Origin of the sequence: Parabacteroides chinchillae, from assembly GCF_900108035.1 — a bacterium.
Taxonomy (GTDB): Bacteria; Bacteroidota; Bacteroidia; order Bacteroidales; family Tannerellaceae; genus Parabacteroides; species Parabacteroides chinchillae.
In genome coordinates this window covers 38,887-60,947 of the sequence record NZ_FNVS01000005.1, presented here as the reverse complement: position 1 = coordinate 60,947, position 22,061 = coordinate 38,887, and the positions used below count along the sequence as shown (strand labels likewise).

The 22,061-nt window shown below is 40.9% G+C and carries 14 protein-coding genes and 1 pseudogene; 9 read left to right on the top strand and 6 right to left on the bottom strand.

All coding sequences use genetic code 11. The features are described 5' to 3' along the window. Position 1 precedes the first annotated feature (1 nt). Positions 2-892, top strand: coding sequence for a YitT family protein (locus tag C4S38_RS05140; RefSeq protein ID WP_103982823.1), 891 nt, complete (start codon positions 2-4; stop codon positions 890-892). 68 nt (positions 893-960) lie between these two features. On the opposite strand, the gene C4S38_RS05135 is transcribed toward C4S38_RS05140, so the two are convergent. From C4S38_RS05135 to C4S38_RS05105, 5 genes and pseudogenes are all read right to left on the bottom strand, one after another. Continuing rightward, positions 961-2,916, bottom strand: coding sequence for an NPCBM/NEW2 domain-containing protein (locus C4S38_RS05135; protein ID WP_103982822.1), 1,956 nt, complete (start codon positions 2,914-2,916; stop codon positions 961-963). Between the two features lie 125 nt (positions 2,917-3,041). Continuing rightward, positions 3,042-3,601: pseudogene (locus C4S38_RS16320) on the bottom strand (hypothetical protein); the annotation flags it as partial. A 279-nt stretch (positions 3,602-3,880) separates the two neighbouring features. Beyond that, on the bottom strand, positions 3,881-6,700 hold the full coding sequence (locus C4S38_RS05115) for a M16 family metallopeptidase (protein WP_103982820.1): 2,820 nt from the start codon (positions 6,698-6,700) through the stop codon (positions 3,881-3,883). Between the two features lie 152 nt (positions 6,701-6,852). Next, positions 6,853-7,071: a (4Fe-4S)-binding protein gene (locus C4S38_RS05110; protein WP_103982819.1), complete on the bottom strand. Its 219-nt coding sequence runs from the start codon at positions 7,069-7,071 to the stop codon at positions 6,853-6,855. A 15-nt stretch (positions 7,072-7,086) separates the two neighbouring features. Continuing rightward, a complete protein-coding gene (locus C4S38_RS05105; RefSeq protein WP_103982818.1) occupies positions 7,087-7,392 on the bottom strand; it encodes a GNAT family N-acetyltransferase in 306 nt (101 codons plus the stop codon). A gap of 250 nt (positions 7,393-7,642) precedes the next feature. Between C4S38_RS05105 and C4S38_RS05100 the strand changes: the two genes are divergently transcribed. From C4S38_RS05100 to C4S38_RS05085, 4 genes are read left to right on the top strand one after another with little or no spacing between them, the layout of a single operon-like run. Beyond that, on the top strand, positions 7,643-10,900 hold the full coding sequence (locus C4S38_RS05100; RefSeq protein ID WP_103982817.1) for a DUF2723 domain-containing protein: 3,258 nt from the start codon (positions 7,643-7,645) through the stop codon (positions 10,898-10,900). Between the two features lie 6 nt (positions 10,901-10,906). After that, positions 10,907-11,518 (top strand): polysaccharide deacetylase family protein, encoded by a 612-nt coding sequence (locus C4S38_RS05095; RefSeq protein ID WP_099464001.1) that lies wholly within the window; start codon positions 10,907-10,909, stop codon positions 11,516-11,518. Next, complete coding sequence (queG, locus tag C4S38_RS05090) at positions 11,519-12,436, top strand: tRNA epoxyqueuosine(34) reductase QueG (RefSeq protein ID WP_103982816.1); 918 nt, start codon at positions 11,519-11,521, stop codon at positions 12,434-12,436. It abuts the gene before it with no gap. A gap of 4 nt (positions 12,437-12,440) precedes the next feature. After that, positions 12,441-13,730: a S28 family serine protease gene (locus C4S38_RS05085; RefSeq protein ID WP_103982815.1), complete on the top strand. Its 1,290-nt coding sequence runs from the start codon at positions 12,441-12,443 to the stop codon at positions 13,728-13,730. Between the two features lie 89 nt (positions 13,731-13,819). Here C4S38_RS05085 and C4S38_RS05080 read toward each other — a convergent pair whose 3' ends face one another. After that, positions 13,820-14,797, bottom strand: a complete 978-nt coding sequence (locus C4S38_RS05080) for a GntR family transcriptional regulator (RefSeq protein ID WP_103982814.1) — start codon at positions 14,795-14,797, stop codon at positions 13,820-13,822. 650 nt (positions 14,798-15,447) lie between these two features. Here C4S38_RS05080 and C4S38_RS05070 point away from each other — a divergent pair. The 4 genes from C4S38_RS05070 to C4S38_RS05055 are packed head-to-tail and all read left to right on the top strand — an operon-like array spanning position 15,448 to position 22,042. Next, entirely contained in the window at positions 15,448-16,221 is a 774-nt protein-coding gene (locus tag C4S38_RS05070) for a glycyl-radical enzyme activating protein (RefSeq protein ID WP_199163397.1), read from the top strand. Then, positions 16,218-18,287, top strand: coding sequence for a pyruvate formate lyase family protein (locus C4S38_RS05065; RefSeq protein WP_099463995.1), 2,070 nt, complete (start codon positions 16,218-16,220; stop codon positions 18,285-18,287). The genes C4S38_RS05070 and C4S38_RS05065 overlap by 4 nt, the downstream gene beginning before the upstream one ends. Before the next feature lie 20 nt (positions 18,288-18,307). Beyond that, positions 18,308-19,624: a sugar porter family MFS transporter gene (locus C4S38_RS05060; RefSeq protein WP_099463994.1), complete on the top strand. Its 1,317-nt coding sequence runs from the start codon at positions 18,308-18,310 to the stop codon at positions 19,622-19,624. Positions 19,625-19,636: 12 nt separating this feature from the next. After that, positions 19,637-22,042, top strand: coding sequence for a glycoside hydrolase family 127 protein (locus C4S38_RS05055; protein ID WP_103982813.1), 2,406 nt, complete (start codon positions 19,637-19,639; stop codon positions 22,040-22,042). Positions 22,043-22,061 lie beyond the last annotated feature (19 nt).

The following is a 22,061-nucleotide window of genomic DNA, read 5'->3' as shown; positions in this document are numbered from 1 at the left end:
AATGAATCCTACTTTATTAACGACTTCACGGCAAGTCATGTGGAGGGAAATGAGGGATTATCTGATGATAGCCCTCGGTATGATACTTTACGGTATCGGCTGGACTGTATTTCTTTTGCCTAATGACATTACAACAGGCGGGGTACCGGGCATTGCCTCTATAATTTATTGGGCTACAGGGTTTCCGGTGCAGTATACCTATTTTGTTATAAATGGTATTCTGCTCCTGCTTGCATTGAAGATTTTAGGATTTCGTTTCAGTATTAAAACTATTTTTGCAGTATTTGTGCTGACTTTTTTCTTGTCTGTGATTCAAAAGCTGACTGCCGGGTTACATCTTTTACATGATCAGCCTTTTATGGCTTGTGTATTAGGAGCCTCCTTTTGTGGTAGCGGTATAGGTATAGCCTTTTCATCCAATGGAAGTACGGGAGGAACAGATATTATTGCTGCAATTATCAATAAATACCGGGATATTACTTTAGGACGTGTGGTAATGATATGCGACATGATTATTATTACGTCCAGTTATTTTGTGTTGAAAGACTGGGAAAAAGTTGTTTATGGTTTTGTTACATTATACGTATGTAGCTTTGTACTTGACCAGATTGTGAATAGTGCCCGCCAATCGGTCCAGTTTTTTATTATCTCGAAAAAATATAAAGAGATCGGGACTGAGATTAATGCACTGCACCGTGGCGTTACAGTTATTGATGCAACAGGTCTTTACACAGGACAAGAGCAAAAAATAATGTTTGTTCTGGCTAAAAAACGGCAGTCCACAACTATTTTTCGCATTATTAATGATATTGATCCGAATGCTTTTGTTTCGCAAAGTGCAGTTATTGGTGTCTATGGAGAAGGTTTTGATCATATTAAAGTGAAAAAATAGAAAAAATCAGGTATGCAATAATTCTTTAGACGTTATTACATGCCTGATTTTGAATCATTTTACAGACTTTATTCAGGAATTAATCTAACAAATGTTACTCCATGATAAGGGACTTCGGTATTAAAGGAAGTTTGAGACGATGCAATATCTTTCTGACGCCATAAATCTCGTATCGTATATTTTCCATTCAGCCCGATAGACTTGAAATCCAGGTCGAATTTATATTTACGACTTTGTACATCATCTGTTTGATCCCAATAGATAGCATACGGATTGGCATGAAAAAATCCTATTGCAACCGAGCCATCCTCCAAGTATTTATACCAGATTTGTCCGTTTTCAGTTATAATCTTACATGCAGGCATAACTAATGGATCCTGGTTTACAGCCAAAACTTCATCATTTGTAAGTAAGTTGGTGGTAAATTCATCCATTTCATTCATATCACAGCCTATTAATAACGGAGCAGACAAGATGCACCATAAACTTATATGTGAATATTGTTCATCAGGAGTAAGATAAGAGTCGTGTGCTCTTGCTCCCCAACCCAATCCAAGTTTACCTACCACAAGCATATCCGGATCATTATACTTACCTGGCCGGGTTGCCTGTGCACAAACATCCTGGAAGAAGCCGATACTACGTACAACATTCCATTCATCTGTAATATCACGAGTTGTACGCCATTGATTGCCTCCGGCATCACTACCCCAATTCCATACGTTAGGAGCTCCATAGCCAACACAATAAACAATATCGCGGTTTACTTTATCCAATGCTTTACGCATTACAGTATAAGGTTCTTTTATTATTTCTTCCGTAGGAACCGGAGCAACCTGTGTATACAAGCAATAATCATATTTAAGGTAATCGATGCCCCAGGCAGCCCATGTATCGGCATCAATTTGCTCATGTTGATAGCTGCCCAAATGACCTCCGCAAGTAAGCGGACCCGGGGATGAATAGATTCCGAACTTTAACCCACGGCTATGAATGTAATCACCTAAGTCTTTAAAATCAGGAAATTTCTCATTGCCCATCAACACACCTTCAGAAGTACGTTCTCCTGACTCCCATCCATCATCTATATTAACATAAGTCCATCCATGGTTAATTAAATTGCGGGCCATATAATCTGCAGCATCTTTTACCTTTTGGTCGTTTACCTGTAATCCCCAACAATTCCAGCTATTCCACCCCATCGGAGGAGTAAGACAAATCTCATTTCCAACCTCGATACGTAAGGGACGTATATCTTGGCCAACACTATTTTCAGCTTTCAGGATTACATTAAATGTGCCTTGCTTTATTAATTTGCCCCGTATAAAACCTGTTTCAGGATCTAAAGTCAGTCCTTCCGGAAGATTAACTGCTGAAAACTTCATTGGACGATCTCCTGTGGCTGCTATAGTATATAAAAAGGGGCTTCCGGGTCTTATTCCAAACACTTTTGCGCTATTAATACGGGGAGTTGCGTCAGGACATGGTGTAAGGATATACTTTTCGCCTTTACGAGGTTTGGGCATAACCGGCTCAGGTGTTACAGAACCAGAGGTTTCAATCTTTGCATTAAGCCAATCTGCATGGTCATACATAATCCCGTCTCCAGATTCTTTAATCAACAATGCCAGTTTCTTTACTCCTTTTAGGTTAATATTAAAAGGCACAGCAGGCATCCCTTTGCAAAGTGTCCCACTGCTCCATACTAATTGTCGATCAGCAAGGACTTGAAACTCGAGGTTCCCTCCAAAGTCATTATGATCGTCTGCACCAGCCAGACCGGAAAACGTTTTTGCTTTTCCTTCCAAATTTAATAAAAAACGACTGACGGAATGAGATCCTATACCGCGCTCATACTTCACTCCATTTACTTGCAGAGATGTTCCCATAACTGACTTATTAGCTAAAGGTATCCCCCAGTCTTGTAACATATACCCTAAATCTAATTGATCCAGATATACTGTTTTAGCAAATGACAGGAATGGCATTAAACATGCCAAAATGATTAATTTGATTTTCTTCATATATAAATGGTTTAAATAGTAAAAAATAAGGCCATATCCTTATTTGGAATATGACCTTAAAGATAAGGAAATAATCAATTACTAATAATTATCGTTCTGAATTAAAGAGCCACCAACAAAGTCAATTCTTCCGTTACCTTTTTATCACCCGGTACATTAAACTTACGGAACTGAGCAAACTTATCAGTAGGAGAAGTGGTTACAAATGCACGATAACGAACCTTATTAATTAAATCGACAGCTAATTGTTTATCACCGCCTGTCTCAATCAAACAGTCTGTCTGTGTTAAGTCATTGGTTGGCCTTCTTGAATAATCAATCCAGTGCTTACGGCTGTGCTGTCTTGGGTCATTATTTACCATGCCTTCTTTATAAGTATTAATAATTTCATAACGATTCTTTTCTGCAGAAGTACCAGCCATTACAGACACATTATGTTTATCAAACTTTTGATTATAGGTTAAATAGTTATCAAATACCCAGTAGTCTGTATTTGTACCTTGACGTCCTCCATTCTTTTCCAGGAAAGATAAATAGCTTCACGCTTTTCCGGTGTGGCAAAGTCTTCTGTTAGTTGTTTTCCTGCAGCGGCATAGGCACGGTTCTTATATTCCATTAAACCTTCGGCATCCAACATATCGTATCTTTTTGATGCGGATTGGAATCCTACACTCATATCGAATTGTTATAAAATTTATAATCGCTTTGACTTTCTATTGCTTTAAAAACGTCAGAAATGGTTCCCCGTGTGATACTCAAGGTAATCATTTGTGATGAAGCTGCTATCACCTGAAACTGGAAAGCGGCTGCACACAAACCAAGAAGAGTAAGTTTTCTCAGGGTACTAAAATTAGTTCTTCCAGAACTTAGGTTATAAGCAGCGTTTTGTATAATAAAAAAATCATCGGGATGTTTTTTCCATTTCATCCCGATGATTTCGAAAAAAGATCCTGATGAATGGATTTTATGGTTCCATTACTATTTCTATACTGTTGCCTTGAGAAAGTAATTGCCGTGTAAATGCTTGTATTTTTGCGGGAGTCAGGTTTTGTAATAGATTTTCGTAATCTGTTTCTCCGTCAAAACCTTTGTAATAATAATTGTCTAAAGTATTTAACCAATAATTATTTTCTTGTAGATTCTCTGCATGACGTTTTATCATATTATCCTGGCTCTTTCTGAAATCTTCCGGACGTGGCCCCATATCTGATATACGTTTTAATTCGTTTCGTACAATTGTATTCATCCGTTCACGTTTGTCCGGATCGGTGTCAAAAAAGATTTGTAATGTTGTTTGTCCTTGCGGGAAAGGAGAAATATAGGCAGAAGTTTGTACTCCGTAAGTTCCTCCTTCATCTTCGCGTACCTTTTCTGTGTAGACAAGATCTAAAATTTGTTTCAATGCTGTAGCACAGATGATATTTTCCAGGGTGTAATCAATCTGGCCAGAATAGAGATTTGCTACTGTTGCCTTGGGTACTTCCATCTTACGTTGGAAGATATTTGTATAAACACCTTTGCGTAAGGCTGGAACCTTGGATGGATCCCCTTTTTCTATATGTCCTTTTGATGGTAAAGAAGCTAAATATAGTTCTATATATGGACGAATGCTATCGGGATCAATATTCCCGACAAAAGTGAAAACGAAACCGGAGGCATCAGCAAATCGCTCTTTATACATTTCCATGATGCGGGGATAACTGATATGTTCAAAATCTGTAGCTTGCAAACGCATGGCACGGGGATTGTCATTATAGGCTGCCCTGGCAAGCGAATCGCTAAAAGCTACCATTGGATTCAGTTCCAGGTTTTTCAGCTGTGACTTTATACGGTTCTCGAATGAGGCGTAAGCTTCTTCGTCTGTACGAGGAGCTGTAAAGTTGAGATAGATTAGTTCGAAAAGTGTTTGTAAATCTGCAGGAGTAGATGAACCATTTATGCTTTCGTTATCCAGCCCGAGTGATGGAGTGCATGAAACCTGTTTTCCTGCTAAACGTTTTCCTAACTCTATTACAGAAAAATTGCCTAAGCCTCCTATTCCGATAACGTCATTAAAGACTTTTAAATTATCTATGTCTTTAGCCCCGAACAGAGTGCTTCCTCCGGGACAGGTGGCAGTCATTACTACTTGGTCTTTTTTTAAGTTTGTAGGTTTCAAAACGACTTTAATACCATTGTTTAAAGTTAAAACAGTAGCCCCGAAACGTTGGTCTTTTTCTGTTTTTATGATTTTTCCCGGAGAGGGAAGTACCGGTATTAGTGGCTCGTTGGAAACATTCTCCCGGAATGGTTCCACTGTCATATGTTGTGCTTTAAGGAACGTTTTTAACAGATTTTCTTCCGTAGGGTAAACAATACCTGCTTTGTCCGGGCCGGTAAGACTTATTACAATATTGTCGTCACTGCTCAACATATCCTGTATGTAATGGTTTACTTGTTCTATTGGAATAGATGGTGCGATTTGGTTGATTAAAGAATATTCCGTTTCGATACCGGGAATATATCCTCCGTTAGTGAAATGGTTGACATATTCTTTTGTATAAGCACTGTTCTTTTGCTTATCACGTTCATTATAAGCTGTTTCGTATTGTTTTAGCACATTGATGCGAGCTCTGTCATATTCTGAAGCAGTGAAGCCATATTGTTTGACCCGTTCTGTTTCGTTTACCAATGCTGTTAACGTAGAGTCTATTTCCCCTTCTTTCGCTATTGCTGCAACTGTCCATGCTCCTTGCGTTTTGGAGATCATATAATCGCCGTCATAAGCTTGGGCATATACGAATGGAGGATTGGCCTGATGCAGTATTTCTTCAAACCTTTCGTTTATCATGTCTGCACACACTGCCTGTATATAATCTTTTACTAACCCGGTGACGGAAGCGTAAAGATCTGCAGGTAACTTTTCATGCTTATAAAAAAGATAAAGTATAGTATTTGATGCTTCTTTATCTTTAGCTATGGATATAAGTGGCATGTCGTTATCCGGCACATTGAACTTTTCGCGTGGGGCAGGGGCTTTTGGTGCCGGGATATCTGTAAATATACGCTTTACCGCAGCTTCCACTTTATTTACATCGATGTCTCCAACAATAATGATGGCTTGCAAATCGGGACGATACCATTTTTTATAATAGTCTCTCAGTTCGTTCGGTTTAAAGTTGTTGATTACATCAATACTGCCGATTGGCATACGGTTAGCATAGCGGCTACCGGGGTACATTTGAGGGAGTTGCTGTTCCCAGAGACGTGCTTGTGCATCCTGTCGCGTGCGCCATTCTTCGCGTATTACATTGCGTTCTTTTTCAATGGCCGTATCAGCCAGAGTAATGAAGTTTGACCAGTCATGAAGTATCAGCAGACAAGAATCTACTATGCTTTCTTTGCTGACTGGCGCATTCATTATCATATAAACTGTTTCGTCAAAGCTAGTATAAGCATTAAAATTCTCACCAAACCGCATACCTGCATTTTCAATAAAATCTTTCATCCCTTGTCCGGGAAAGTTTTTACTACCGTTGAAAGCCATATGTTCCAGAAAATGTGCCAGACCGCGCTGGTTATCTTCCTCCAGAATGGATCCTACATTTTGGGCAATGTAAAAATCGGCTCTTTCTTTGGGCTGTTCGTTATGACGGATATAATACGTTAATCCATTGGGTAATTTGCCATACCGTACTTTTGGATCAACAGGTAACGGCTGTATTTCCTCTTGTGCATTTATTACCGATGAAATGGCTGTAAGGCAAAGTAAGAGAAATGCTAATAAAGAATATTTTCTAATCATAATATTATAACATTATCGATGTGTTCAAAGATAGTATTTCTGTAGAAAATAGAGAATACAATATTATTTTAATGTAAATTAAAAAGAAGCCGCGACAGAAGGGAAACTTTTGACACGGCTTCTACTTTTATTTAAAACGGTTTTTATTTACTTTACTTCTTCTTTAATTTATAACTTAAAGCTCCCGACGGACATTGTTTGATTTGTGCTATCAGTTCTTCCGTGGTAGCATTTCCTATTTTGATCCAAGGTCTTTCTTTAGGATTGTACACTCGGGGCAACATTTTTACGCAGATCCCTGCATGTTGGCATAATCCGGGTTGCCAAATGATGGTCAGTTCGCCATTTGAATATTCTTTTTTTTCTGCCATTGTATTTTTCTTAATTTATGACTGAATATTAATTCCTCTCATAACAATACGCTTCCAGTCAGGGTGTTTTTGCAAATAACCTGCAACAAAAGGACAAAGGGGAACCAGTCGTAGCTCTTGTTTCTCTATATCTTTTAAAACTTTTTCTACAAGCTGCGATCCGATACCTTTACCTTCAAGAGCTATTGGAACTTCGGTATGGGTTAAATAGATTTCTCCGTTTTTAGATTTTATATATTCAATCTTTGGAATATATTTGTCGACATGAAATTCATATTGATGATGTGTTTCATTGTCTATTAATTCGTAGTCTTCAGCCATAATCTTTAATCTTTAATCTTTAATTTTTAATGTCCGTACGCATATAGAACAGTTTTGAATACAGCTTTGTTTATATAAAAAAAGTGTGTGATTTTTGTGTAATTGCCTTCTCTTTAATATATTTCTAATTTTGTAATTACAATTTATAAGGAATCTGAACGTTACGTATTAAACGTAAATGCTTACCTTTGCGCCCGATTGCCCGCGTAAGGGTAGTTTATATGAAACTAATTATATCACTTTATACAACATGGGAAAGTATAAATTAATCAACAACGCGTTGGGGTGGATTGTTTTTGCAGCCGCTTTTACCGTTTATTTGATGACAATCGAACCTACTGCCAGCTTTTGGGATTGCGGTGAGTTCATTTCTTCAGCATTCAAACTGGAAGTAGGACATCCTCCCGGAGCACCCTTCTTTATGTTAGTAGCTAACCTTTTCGGACAGTTTGCTTCCGATCCCTCTAAAGTAGCCATGATGGTGAACAGTATGTCTGCTCTTTTTAGTGGACTGACAATCTTATTCCTGTTCTGGAGTATTACGCACATGGCCCGTAAGATTATGGTAGGGGATAGTTATGATATGCCGCTCGGAACGATGATTACTATTCTGGGCAGTGGCGTTGTGGGTGCGTTGGCATATACATTCAGTGATACATTTTGGTTCAGTGCGGTAGAAGGTGAAGTATATGCTTCTTCTTCTTTGTTTACGGCTGTTGTATTCTGGCTAATTCTGAAATGGGAAGATATGGCAGACCAACCTCATGCCGATCGTTGGATTGTATTGATTGCCTATTTAATGGGATTGAGTATTGGTGTCCACTTGTTGAACTTATTGTGTATTCCGGCTATTGTACTGGTATATTATTATAAGAAGTTTGAAAATCCTACCATGAAGGGAACGTTAATAGCCCTTTTGGTTTCTTTTGCTATTGTTGCGTTGATGATGTACGGTGTGGTACAGGGTTTGGTTGAAGTATGCGGTTACTTTGAACTTCTGTTTGTTAACGTACTGGGAATGCCTTATAATTCGGGTGTTTTTGCTTATGTTATAGTATTAGCCGGAGTGTTGATTTGGTCGATTTGGGAAACTATGCGCGACGAGATCAATCCGTTACGTATGAAAATTGCTTTTATATTGGCTATAGTGCTGATAGGTATTCCTTTTATTGGTAGCGGATATGTACTGGCTGTGATCCTTACTGCTGCCCTTACGGCTTATTTGTTTATGAGTAAGAAGGTAAATATCAAGATGCTGAATACAATCCTGATTTGCCTGATGGTAGTTGTTGTAGGCTATTCTTCATATGCACTGACGTTGATTCGCGCTTCGGCAGATACCCCAATGAACCAGAACGCTCCGAGCGACATTTTTACTTTGCGTACCTATCTGGCTCGCGAGCAATACGGTAAAACTCCGTTATTGTATGGTCAGACTTATGCATCGGAAGTATTGCGTGAGGTTAAGGATGGTGCCTGTGTTCCTGTTACTGAAGAGGGAGCACCTACCTGGAGCCGTGTTATCAAGAAGGATAAAAATGAGAAAGATCGCTATTATGTTTCCCGTCATGAGACGGAATATAAATATGTGGACGAACTGGATATGTTGTTTCCACGTATGTATAGCAATGATGCACGCCATATAGCCGCCTATAAGGAATGGGCACAGGTAAAAGGACAACCTGTTAAATTTAACCGCTGTGGTGAAATGGTTTCTGTGGTGAAACCTACTTTCATGGAAAACCTGCGTTTCTTCTTTGCTTACCAGCTTAATTTCATGTATTGGCGCTATTTTATGTGGAATTTCTCCGGACGTCAGAATGACATTCAAGGAAACGGCGAAGTGCTGAATGGTAACTGGATAACAGGTATTCCATTTATAGATGAGGCTTTGGTAGGTCCTCAGGAAGATATGCCTTTTGATATTGTAAATAATAAAGGGCATAATGTCTATTATATGCTGCCTCTTTTACTGGGTATTTTAGGTCTGTTGTATCAGGCGTATGCAGGAAAGAAGGGTATTCAGGCATTCTGGGTTACGTTCTTCCTGTTCTTTATGACGGGTATTGCAATTGTATTGTATTTGAATCAAACACCTTATCAGCCGCGTGAACGAGACTATGCGTATGCCGGTTCGTTCTATGCGTTCTGTATATGGATCGGATTCGGAGTGGCGGCTTTGGCAAAAGGCCTCGAAAAATATGGTAAGTTGCCTGCTGTAGCGGCAGGAGCTATTGCTTCCGTTGTTTGTTTATTCGTTCCTATGCAGATGGGTGCGCAGAATTGGGACGATCATGATCGTTCGAACCGCTATGTTGCCCGCGATTTTGGAGCAAATTATCTGGAATCGTGCGAGCCGAATGCTATCATCTTCACAAATGGAGATAACGATACCTTCCCGCTGTGGTATGCCCAGGAAGTTGAGGGTATACGTACCGATGTTCGCGTATGCAACACCAGTTATCTGCAAACAGATTGGTATATCGACCAGATGAAGAAACAGGCATACGAATCGCAGCCACTGCCTATTTCGTGGAACCGTGCAGATTATATACAGGGTACGCGTGATGCTGCTTTTATATTCCCTCTGACTGATCAGTCGATTGATTTGAAAACAGCATTGGACTTTGTCCGTAGTAACGATCCGAAATACAAAAAGATTCCGAATATAAGTCAGGAACTCGATTATATACCTTCGCAGAGCTTAGTATATAAGGTAGATGTTAATTCGGCTGTGAATAACGGTGTAGTTGATACGGCTGATATCCGGTATGTGCAGGATATGACTATTGATTTGAAGGGTAAAGATGTTCTTGGTAAACAGGAGTTGATGATTCTGGATATGCTGCAGACTAATGACTGGAAACGTCCGATGTATTATGCTGTAACAGTTGCAAGCGATCAATGGGTGAAGCTTGACCCATATTTCCAGCAGACAGGTCTGGCTAACCAGATTGTCCCGATGCAGGTGAAAGGTACTGTTAAGGAGGTTAATACCGAAAAGATGTACGATAATGTGATGAACAAGTTCAAATGGGGCGGCGTAAATACGAAGGGCGTTTATCTGGATGAAAACGTAATGCGTATGTGCAAGAGCTACCGCTCTGTATTGTTTGCTAAGTTGGCGGCTGCGTTGGTTAACGAACAGAAGAATGATAAAGCGTTAGCAGTACTTGATAAGGCAATGGAGGTTCTTCCTGCCGAAAATATTCCTTTGGATTACAGTGCCCTTTCAATTGGTGAGCTTTATTATGTGCTTGGCCAAAAAGAAAAAGCAGAAGGAATATATACCGGAATAGCCGATAATGCAGTTCGTAATCTGAATTGGTTGTTCCGCTTGAAACCCGGACAACTGTCGTCTGTAGAGAACGAACTCGGACACAATCTGGCAGTACTGCAGGAAGTGCTTCGTGTAAACAAGCAGCACAACCCTGAGTTTGCTAAGAAGTATCAGGAAGAGTTTGACAACTACCGTATGGCTTACGGTGTTCCTCAAAATGCAGAATAACGAAATATGTTTATAGAACAACCTCCCTGGTTATACAGGGTTCTGTTTCCCGGGGTAATCTGGCGAATACCGGCTGAGAAGAAGTGTGTATATCTTACCTTCGACGATGGCCCTATTCCCGAGGTTACCCCTTGGGTTTTAGATATACTGGATAAATATGGGGTAAAAGCCACCTTTTTTATGGTAGGAGACAATGTGCGTAGATATTCGGATATCTATCAGATGGTAATAGATAGAGGCCATCGTGTAGGGAACCATACGTATAACCATATCCAGGGTATTCAATATTGGACGAATAATTATCTGGCAAATGTAAAAAAGGCGGCCGAGTATATAAAAACAGATTTGTTCCGCCCTCCGCATGGGCACATGCGTTTGCCGCAGATACTTACGCTTCGCCAGCATTATAAAATAATTATGTGGGATGTAGTTACGCGTGATTATAGTCCGCACATGACGCCTAACGGGGTTTTCAATGTAGTGAAGAACTATACCCGTAATGGCTCGGTAATCGTTTTCCACGATTCTTTGAAAGCGGAAGGAAATATGCGTGAAGCCATGCCTCGCGCCGTCGAATGGTTGCTGCAGCAGGGCTATGAGTTTAAGGTCTTTGAGTAAATGTTTGTTTCTTCCAAAATAAAAGAACTAGCCTGCAAACACGGATTCGGCGCGTGTGGTATTGCCCGTGTGGAACCTGCTGATACCGAGATTGTTTATCTGGATCAATGGATTGCAAACGGCTGCCACGGAGAAATGAAGTATATGGAAAATTACCGGGATATCCGTTTCAACCCTTCCGGATTAGTAGAAGGAGCTTGTTCCGTTATTTCCGTTGCCTTAAATTATTATCCAGGGAAAAAGCTTTCCCCGGATATGCCTCATATTGCCTATTATGCCTATGGAAAGGATTATCATATTGTACTGAAAAATAAACTTCGCTTGTTGTGGGAAAGCATTACATCTTCGTTGGATAAAACGCATGAAGCCCGATTTTTTACCGACTCGGCTCCTATCCTTGAACGCTATTGGGCATGGAGGGCCGGCATTGGTTTTATTGGAAAAAATACCAACCTGATTATTCCCGGCAAAGGCTCTTATTTCTTCCTCGGAGAGATTGTTACTACTTTGGAAGTCGATGAGTACGATACGCCCCAAAAGAACCGTTGTGGAAACTGCAACCGATGTATCGAATTTTGCCCTACCGGCGCGTTGGAATCCGAACGGCATCTGAATGCATCCCGATGCCTATCCTATTTGACGATAGAACACAAAGGAGAAATACCACCGGAACAGGCAGCCAGATTGGGCAATCGTCTATATGGCTGCGATACCTGTCAGCAAGTTTGTCCCTGGAACCGCTTTGCAACCCCGACGCAAGAGGAACAGTTTTGTCCTACCGAAGCATTTTTGTCTCTTAATAAAGAACAATTGCGTATGCTGACGAAAGAGGAATATAATTGTATATTTGCTTATTCTGCTGTGAAAAGGGCAAAATATGAAGGTCTGTTGCGCACAATAAAATACTTAAAAGAATAAATCCATGAAGAAAATGATCCATCTGCTGGTACTGCTGTTTTGCTATTCGGCAGTCACAATGGCTGCTTCCGAAGATTTAAAAGGAAAACTGGAAGCACTGAAAGGCATTGAAAGTGTTGAACAATTGAAATCGGACTGCTATCCTGAAAAATATGTGGTACGTATTACCCAACCGCTAGATCCGAAACATCCTGAACTTGGAACATTTACTCAGCGCGTAATTATAGGACATGTGGGTTTTGACCGTCCTACGGTTCTTGTTACCGAAGGATATGGTGCAGCCTATGCCCTGAATCCCCGTTATCAAGAAGAATTAACCCGGCTGCTGAATGCAAATCTGATATTTGTGGAATATCGTTATTTCCTTGAGTCAACCCCCGATCCGCTGAACTGGGATTATCTGACAGCCGAAAATTCGGCATATGATTTGCATCATGTGAACCAGACTTTCCGTGAGCTATATAATACGGGGAAATGGATAAGTACAGGGATCAGCAAGGGCGGTCAGACTACTATATTATATCGTGCATTTTTTCCGGATGATGTAGATTTTTCGGTTCCTTATGTTGCACCTTTAAACCGGGCAGTAGAAGATGGGCGCCATGAGCCGTTTCTTCGTAAAGTGGGAACAAAAGCTGAACGTGCTAAAATAGAAAGTTTCCAAATAGAGGTGCTGAAACGTAAAATGGAGATTGTTTCCATGTTAGAATCGTTCTGTAAGGAAAATAACTTGCAGTTCCGCATACCGGTGGAGGAAGTTCTGGATTATTGCGTATTGGAATATCCTTTTGCCCTTTGGCAGTGGGGAACTTCCGTAAAGACTATCCCTCCCTTATCAACAGATACGGAGACACTGTTTAAACATCTGGTTTCTATCAGCGGTCCCGATTATTTTGCGAAAGACCAACCCAATACCTCTTTCTTTGTACAAGCAGCTCGCGAACTGGGTTATTATGGCTACGATACGAAACCATTTGAAAAGTATCTGACAATTAAGAACAGTGATGGTTATTTAAGCCGTATTATGCTGCCCGAAAGTGCCGGAACGATAGAATTCCGCCCCGGGCTTTATCAAAAGGTATATAACTTTCTGAAAGAAAATGATCCCAAGATGATATTCATTTATGGTGAAGTTGACCCGTGGAGTGCAACTCGCGTTCCTTCTTTCAAAGGAAAAAAGAATGAACAGATTTATATCCAGCCCGGTGGAAGCCATCGTGCCCGTATAAGTAACATGCCGGAGGATATGAAAGAAAAAATACTGAGGCAGATAAATAAATGGTTAGCTGAGTAGAGTTTTTATCTGCTTGTGTAAATAAAGAAAAGGCGAATAATTCAAAATTATTCGCCTTTTCTTTATTTCATGGTATTGGATATTCTCAGTTATAATGAATTCCTTAAATTTAGTTGCCATGGATTTTCAATGGTTTCGATTCCTTTTTTATTAACCAGGGAAGCCATTGTTTGACCCATAAGCTTAAAGTCTGTAGATAGCGTAGTGATACCTCCTGCCAGAATCTCTTTTAAAGGAGTGTCATTATAAGATATGATACCGAAGTCTTTTCCGGGAATGAAGTTTTGTTTGGTTGCCTGTTTTAACAGGTCTACCAGATCACGATCGTTTACTACCATGTAGATTTCACCTGCGTTAAGGCTTCTGTCCTTGATGGAACCAATATACTCGTGCGTGAAATTATAGTCTTTACAAAACGAACAGAGTCCTATATAACGTTCAACCGGTTCTTTCTCTTCTTTCTGGACCATAATTATATGGTGATATTTCTTTATATGGGATAAACCGTGGACAAGTGCTTCGTACGTGTCTTTTTCAAAATTTTGTGCAACAGAAGAGTATTTCCCTTTTAGTTCCGAATGGAAATGATCTAGTAAAAATACATTACCTGATAAGCTTTGGAGTAAAGGATCGATGCCTGCAAATTTTCCGGGCATTAAGATATAAGTAGTATATTTATTGTTTGCTTCGTTAATAAGCGTTTCGAATACTTTCCTGTTATAATTGTGAAAATAGATATCTACAGTGGCAACTTTTCCTATTGACTCCATGAATGAGTTATACAGGTCTTCTTTAAATTCATTAAGTTCATTGAACAATAGGAATATGTTGTGTTTCTGGGTTATTCTTGTACTTGTCACATAATAACCTATTCCGGGATTGGAATCGATTATACCTTTTGACTTTAGTTCGCTTAATCCGGCAAAAACGGTATCTCTGGATAAGGTATAATTTTTCCTGAATTCATTTATAGAAGGAATCCAATCTCCTTTTTTATATGTTCCGTTATTAATACCTTCTATAACGTGGTTTACCACTAACTTGTACTTTGATTCGTTAACTCTCATTTCTCTTATTTTATTGTACAAAGATATGGTTAATTAGTTCTGGCTGGTACGAGCTGGTCTATGTTTAATAACACAGACAAAAATAATAGACTAGTTCGTACCAGTGTGAATGATTTGTTTATATTTGTTGCGATGACCCAATTGTATTGAAAACCATTTATTATGATACCATGAAGATAGACAAACATTCCATGTGAGGTATTTGCTCAAAATTCTAAGATTACTGTAGATGCTTCCAAAGTTATGAATGAGATCCCTGCATATCTTTACGGAGCTTGCATTGAGGATGTGAATCATGAAATCTTTTGGGAGATAACAAAATGGATTATGAATTTCCTTCTCATTCATATGTTGTTATGAAGTTTGTTAAGCAATGAATAGCTTTAACGGATATAAGGTTATCCGGTTGTAAAAATAACCATAACTATGGTTTTTGAAAATTATAATTATGAATTGAAAAAAACGTAGTTATGATTATGAGGTATAAATAGAGCAGCTCCGAATCCTTAAACTTGAGTGTGGAAACCTTGCTAACTGGTACGAGCTGGTCTATGTTTAATAACATGATAAAAACATCGTACCAGTTCGTATCAGTTGGAATATTATTCTCTATATTTGCGGTGTTAAGTCTAATACCAATCTGATATAGCATGAATAGTTTGAACTCCATACAACAAGGAACAATCTTTAGCATTGAAGAGTTTGCCGTCAATGACGGGCCAGGTATCCGGACTACCGTTTTTCTGAAAGGCTGTCCGTTGCATTGCGTGTGGTGCCATAATCCGGAAGGAATCTCTCCTGAGCCACAGTATATGATGAAGAAGGATGAAACAACTGTATGTGGTTATCGGATTACTGCAGATGAACTGGCAAGCCGGCTTTTGAAGAATAAAGAAATTTATTCATTAAATAAAGGCGGGGTCACTTTTACGGGAGGAGAGCCTTTGTTGCAATACGGTTTCTTGCTGAATGTACTCCGTAAGATAAAGCCTGAAATACATACGGCAATTGAAACAAGTGGCTTCGCTTCGGAGGAGGTTTTTCGTGAAGTTCTTCCTTTACTGGATTTAGTGTTGTTTGATGTCAAACATACAGATCCTGCGATACATAAGAAATATACGGGGGTGGATAACCAGTTAATACGTAAAAATCTGGAATGTTTGTGCTCCTCCGGTAAAGACTTTGTTATACGCATACCCCTGATTCCGGGAATAAACGATACAAAAGAAAATATGCTTGCTGTTCTGGATATAATCAGGGATGCAAAGTCATTACAAAGAGTAGAAATACTCCGTTACCATAAAATGGCCGGTGCCAAGTATTCCATGATAGGCAAAGAATATAATCCTCCGTTTGATCCGGAAATACCTCCACGAGTTTATAATGTCTTTGAAGATAATAATATAAATACGATAGTCTTATGAATGAAAGAATAAAAAATCTACGGGAGTATTTACTGGACAAGAAGCACCATCAGTTTCGCAGAACTCCCGGTGAGTTGGGAATACAAAACCTGAGTGACGAATATAAGGCAAGCGGATTTTCTCCGGTAAAGCGTTCTGCCGCCTGCTTCTCTGCTATGCTTGAGAAAGAACAGCCTGTTATCTTACCGGGAGAAAAGATAGTCTTTACACGTACGGTTACAGAAGTGCCCGAAGTGTTTACAAAAGAGGAATGGGATGCTATTAAAACGAGTCATTATATACATGAGAAGGGATATGTTTGCAATATTTCTCCCGATTATGCCTATACATTAACATACGGCCTTGAAGCCCGAAAGGAAGAAATAAGCAAAAGACTGGAAGATGCCGGCCTGACAAAGGATCAAAAAGAATTTCTGCTTTCTGCCTATAGCAGTCTTGTGTCTCTTCAGGATTGTATCGAAAAGTATGCGCAATATGCGTTGTCGGTTGGAGAAACAGAGATTGCGACGACTTTGCAGGCTATTAAGTGTAACGGCGCTACCAGTTTCCGCGAAGCCCTTCAATTGCTGCGTATTCTTCATTTTTCTATTTGGGAGGCCGGCAATTATCATAATACGTTAGGCCGTTTCGACCAGTATATGTATCCGTATTATATCCGGGATATTGAGAACGGTGTGTTAACGAAAGAAGACGCATTTGATCTGTTGGAAGAGTTCTTCCTGGTATGTAATAAAGACAGCGATCTGTATCCGGGCATGCAGCAAGGAGACAATGGGCAGAGCATGGTGTTGGGCGGAAGAAGCATGACGGGTGAATACCTGTTTAACGAACTCTCCCGTATGTGTTTGCAGGCAAGCTACGAACTGGAACTGATCGATCCTAAAATCAATATCCGCGTAGACAGAGATACTCCTGCCGAAATTTACGAACTGGGTTCACAACTTACCAAGATAGGGTTGGGTTTCCCGCAATACAGTAATGACGATGTTGTTATCCCCGGCCTGATCCGGAAAGGATATGCTGAAGAAGACGCCTATAATTATGTAGTGGCGGCCTGCTGGGAGTTTATTATTCCCGGAGTAGCTATGGACATACCTAATATTGACGCTTTGTCTTTAATAGAGTGTGTAAGAGATTGCATGGAACAACTGAAAGACTGTCCGGATTATGCCTCTTTCTACAGTTTGATAGAAAAAGAAATGGCAAACCGGTTGGATGCGATGTGTAAAAAGCATCATAACATTTATATGATTCCGGCTCCTATGATGTCATTACTTATGGACGGAACTATTGAGCGGGCAAAAGATATATCTGAAGGCGGCAAATATAATAATTACGGAATCCATGGAACAGGTATAGCTACGGCTGCCGATTCATTGGCTGCCATCAAAAAATATTATTATGAGGAGCAGAAGGTGGATTATAGTGCTTGGATGAATGCGCTTACCCATAACTTCAAAGAAGAAAAAGAACTGCAGGAGTTGCTTCGTAAAGAAGCTCCCAAGATGGGGCAGGACGACGACTATGTCGATTTGATTGCCAGAGACCTTCTAAACTCTTTCGATCGGGCACTGCAAGGCCGGATCAATGAGAAAGGAGGCGTTTACCGCGCCGGAACCGGAACAGCTATGTACTATATATTCCATGCAACGGAGTTGGGAGCTACTCCCGACGGTAGAAGTGCCGATGAGAAAATTCCGGCTAATTATTCTCCCAGCTTGTATATTAAGCAAAAGGGGCCGTTATCCGTTATTAAATCGTTTGCAAAGCCCGATTTAAAGAATGTGGTTAACGGTGGACCTCTCACCCTGGAATTCGATCAATCTGTATTCCGCAACGATGAAAGTGTGGCCAAGCTGGGTATGCTTGTCAGAACTTTTATTACTTTAGGCGGTCATCAACTCCAGTTGAATACTGTGTGCAAGGAGAAACTGTTGGATGCAAAGAAGCATCCGGAGAACTATCGCAACCTGATTGTCCGTGTCTGGGGATGGAGCGGTTATTTTGTGGAGCTGGACGAATGTTACCAGGATCATGTAATCAACCGGATTGAATTTGGACTTTAATCTTTAAACTCTATATTATTATGAAAACTACAGTGAAAGGTTTTATGTTTTACATCGCTTTTGTAGCATCGTTGGGCGGCCTTTTATTCGGATTTGATACGGCGGTTATTTCGGGAGCCGAGAAGTCAATCCAGGCCGTCTACAACCTTTCGGATTTTGCCCACGGCTTCACAATTGCTACGGCGCTGATCGGTACTATTATCGGTGCTTTGATCTGCGGTAAACCTGCCGAGAAATACGGACGCCGTTGGTCACTTATTGTGATTGCGTACCTTTACCTCGTTTCGGCTATAGGCAGTGCTGTTATTGTGAACTGGTATTCGTTTATGTTTTTCCGCTTTATGGGTGGACTTGCAGTGGGAGCCTCTTCTGTTGTAGGACCTATGTATATTGCCGAAGTATCTCCTTCACACTGGAGAGGACGTTTTGTAGCTTTCTTCCAGTTTAATATCGTATTGGGCATTGTGATAGCATACGTTGCGAATTATAATATTGTAGGTATACCTCACGACTGGCAATGGATGCTTGGCATAGAAGCCATTCCGGCCCTTCTGTTCGGGTTGCTGTTAATGACCGTACCCGAAAGTCCCCGCTGGCTTATCAAACAAAACCTTGTGGATAAAGCCCGCATGGTGCTTCGTAAGATTGGCGAACCGGATGTGGATAGAGAAGTGAAATCTATTGAAGAATCCCTTGAAGATACGGAAGTTGTCGGCGAAAATCTTTTCCAGAAGAAATACTTTTATCCCGTATTGATAGCCTTTCTTATCTCTTCTTTCAACCAGCTTACAGGCATCAATGCGATCCTTTATTATGCTCCGCGTATATTTGAATTGTCTGGTGTATTCCGTGAAGGTGCGATGATGCAGTCCATTGTTATCGGGCTGACTAACCTGACGTTTACAATGATCGGCATGCTGTTGATAGATAAAGTAGGGCGAAAAAAATTGATAGGTTTTGGATCTATCGGCATGTTCTTGTCGTTGTTTCTTGTAGCCAGAGGGTTCTATCTTGAGAAGTTTGAAGGCTACTATATGATGTTGAGCTTGATGGGGTACATTGCTTTCTTTGCTGTATCATTGGGTGCTACTATCTGGGTGGTAATCTCGGAAGTGTTTCCTAATAGTGTGCGTGCTAAAGGACAGGTGTTCGGAAGTATGACGCATTGGGTATGGTCGGCTCTGTTGTCGTGGTTCTTCCCGATTTTCCTCTCCATAGGGGGGACTTATATTTTCGGATTCTTCTCGGTTATTGCCCTGGGAAGCCTTGTGTTTGCCATTAAGTTGCCGGAGACACGTAATAAGTCGCTCGAACAGATTCAGAAAGAACTTACATAACTTCATATAATCATGAAAAAGACAATAACAATCCTTGTCATTACCCTGCTCTCTGTTTTCAGTGGGTATGCCGCAAATGAAGGGAAAAGTAAAATACATGAAGTCCCTTTTACCTCTGTACATTGTACGGATAACTTCTGGGCACCCCGGATCGATACAATCCGTACAAAAACAATTCCATACGCTTTCAAACGTAGTGAAAAGGCCGGATATATAGATAATTTCGCTATAGCCGGCGGTTTGAAGCAAGGAAAATACCAATCGGCCTTTCCTTTTGATGATGCCGAGGTATATAAAATAGCCGAAGGAGCTTCTTACCTGTTGACTGTAAAGAAAGATCCGGAACTGGAAGCATATATGGATAGCATTATTGCTATTATAGCTTCGGCGCAGGAACCGGATGGCTACCTCTTCACGAACCATACCATCAATAATCCGCTCCACCCGTGGGTTGGAAAGGAGAGATGGGTTCAGGATTGGAATTTGAGTCATGAGACATTTAATGCCGGCGAACTTTATGAAGCTGCCATAGCTTATTACTATGCAACCGGCAAACGCTCTTTGCTGGATGTGGCCATTAAGAATGCCGACCTGATTTGCAGTGTATTCCGTGAGGGAGGTCTGAAGATAGCCCCGGGACATGAAGTTATCGAAATGGCTCTTGTGAGGCTTTATGAAGCAACCGGTGATGAGAAATACCTCAAACAATGCCGTTATTTCCTTGAAAGCCGCGGGCATAAAGTTTTTGATAAAACCTCGGCCGATATACGTAAAAACGGTATGTATTGGCAGGATCATCTGCCTGTTACCGAACAGCGCGAGGCTGTGGGACATGCCGTACGTGCCCTCTACCTTTATTCCGGGATGGCCGACATAGCCTTGCACATGCAGGATAAGGCCTATCTGAACGCTATCGATTCTATCTGGAGCAACATAGTAGGCAAGAAGATGTACCTGACCGGAGGATTGGGATCGACAGCCAATAACGAGGCTTTCGGCAAGAACTATGAACTGCCTAATGCAACTGCCTATTGCGAAACCTGCGCTTCTATTGCCAACTGCATGTTCAATCTCCGCATGTTTAAGCTTCACGGCGATGCCAAATATATAGATGTACTGGAACGTTCGCTCTACAATACTGTTTTGAGCGGTATATCCATAAGTGGTGATATGTTCTTTTATCCGAATGTGTTGGAGACAAATAAAAACGGACAGGAACGCAGCCTGTGGTTTGATTGCTCTTGTTGTCCTACCAACTTGTCCCGGTTTATCCCCGCCGTTCCGGGATATATCTATGCGGTAGACGATAAATCTATTTATGCCAATCTTTTTGTAAGCGGTTCGGGTGAGGTACAGTTTAATGGCCGTAAGGTATTGCTTGAACAGCAAACCGATTATCCCTGGAGTGGTGATGTGGCTATCACGGTGAATCCGGTAGAAACAAATTCCTTTGATCTGAAAATACGTATTCCGGGATGGGCCAAAGAAAGTGTTGTTCCTTCCGACCTGTATAGCTTCGTTGGAAAGCAGAAGGGCAATGTGCAGATATTCTTGAATGGTAAGCCATACAAGTACCAGCAGGAAAAAGGCTATGCCATCATTACAAATAAATGGAAAAAAGGCGATAGAGTAACCGTCTCCTTTCCAATGGAACCGCGTCAGGTTATAACCAATGATGCCGTTAAGACAAATAATGGACTTGTTGCCGTAGAACGGGGTCCGCTGGTTTATTGTGCAGAATTTGTCGATAATAATGGCGAAGTCCGTAATCTGTCGCTGCCCGGAAAGACTTCGTATGAAGTGAAAAAGCGTCCCGACCTGATGAATGGTATTTATACGATTATAGCTGCCGGAAAGAAGTATACCGCTAAGGCAGGAGGGAAAGAAATACAGTCTGAGGATACCCGTATTACTTTTATTCCCTACTATGCCCGGGCTTATCGCGGAGCCGGCGAAATGAAAGTCTGGCTACCTCGGAACGGCGAAAAGATCGTATCCAGCCTGCAGGAGGAACTGCGCGTGGTAGATGAGGTGCTGATCGGACAGGAAAAGTCGGAGGCTGCTCATAACCTTCGGGGAGAGAATACGCGGGCCGACAAATCGGGCGGCTGGCGCGATGCACAGGACGGATGGTTCTCATACGACCTGAAAGTACTTCCCGACAAACCGATGGAGCTGGTTTTGACCTATCATAGCACCGATGGCGGCAACCGCCAGTTTGAGATATGGGTGGGTGACACCAAGATAGCAGAGCAAAGCCTCCGCACCGAAACATTTGATTTGTTTATTGATCATCCTTATCTTCTTCCCGAAGTGCTTACCCGGGGGAGAGAAAAGGTTACTGTGAAACTCCAAGCGCTTCCCGGCAATATAGCCGGAGGGATCTTTGGTTGTAAGATGCGATATGTAACAAAGTAATAATCTTTAATCAGGAAAA

Excerpts from the sequence above, each read along its gene's own strand:
- C4S38_RS05055 (WP_103982813.1), top strand. The coding sequence starts at position 19,637 with ATGAAAAAGACAATAACAATCCTTGTCATTACCCTGCTCTCTGTTTTC.
- C4S38_RS05060 (WP_099463994.1), top strand. The coding sequence starts at position 18,308 with ATGAAAACTACAGTGAAAGGTTTTATGTTTTACATCGCTTTTGTAGCA.
- C4S38_RS05070 (WP_199163397.1), top strand. The coding sequence starts at position 15,448 with ATGAATAGTTTGAACTCCATACAACAAGGAACAATCTTTAGCATTGAA.
- C4S38_RS05080 (WP_103982814.1), bottom strand. The coding sequence starts at position 14,797 with ATGAGAGTTAACGAATCAAAGTACAAGTTAGTGGTAAACCACGTTATA.
- C4S38_RS05085 (WP_103982815.1), top strand. The coding sequence starts at position 12,441 with ATGAAGAAAATGATCCATCTGCTGGTACTGCTGTTTTGCTATTCGGCA.
- C4S38_RS05105 (WP_103982818.1), bottom strand. The coding sequence starts at position 7,392 with ATGGCTGAAGACTACGAATTAATAGACAATGAAACACATCATCAATAT.
- C4S38_RS05065 (WP_099463995.1), top strand. The coding sequence starts at position 16,218 with ATGAATGAAAGAATAAAAAATCTACGGGAGTATTTACTGGACAAGAAG.
- C4S38_RS05100 (WP_103982817.1), top strand. The coding sequence starts at position 7,643 with ATGGGAAAGTATAAATTAATCAACAACGCGTTGGGGTGGATTGTTTTT.
- C4S38_RS05140 (WP_103982823.1), top strand. The coding sequence starts at position 2 with ATGAATCCTACTTTATTAACGACTTCACGGCAAGTCATGTGGAGGGAA.
- C4S38_RS05110 (WP_103982819.1), bottom strand. The coding sequence starts at position 7,071 with ATGGCAGAAAAAAAAGAATATTCAAATGGCGAACTGACCATCATTTGG.
- C4S38_RS05115 (WP_103982820.1), bottom strand. The coding sequence starts at position 6,700 with ATGATTAGAAAATATTCTTTATTAGCATTTCTCTTACTTTGCCTTACA.
- C4S38_RS05095 (WP_099464001.1), top strand. The coding sequence starts at position 10,907 with ATGTTTATAGAACAACCTCCCTGGTTATACAGGGTTCTGTTTCCCGGG.
- C4S38_RS05135 (WP_103982822.1), bottom strand. The coding sequence starts at position 2,916 with ATGAAGAAAATCAAATTAATCATTTTGGCATGTTTAATGCCATTCCTG.
- queG (WP_103982816.1), top strand. The coding sequence starts at position 11,519 with ATGTTTGTTTCTTCCAAAATAAAAGAACTAGCCTGCAAACACGGATTC.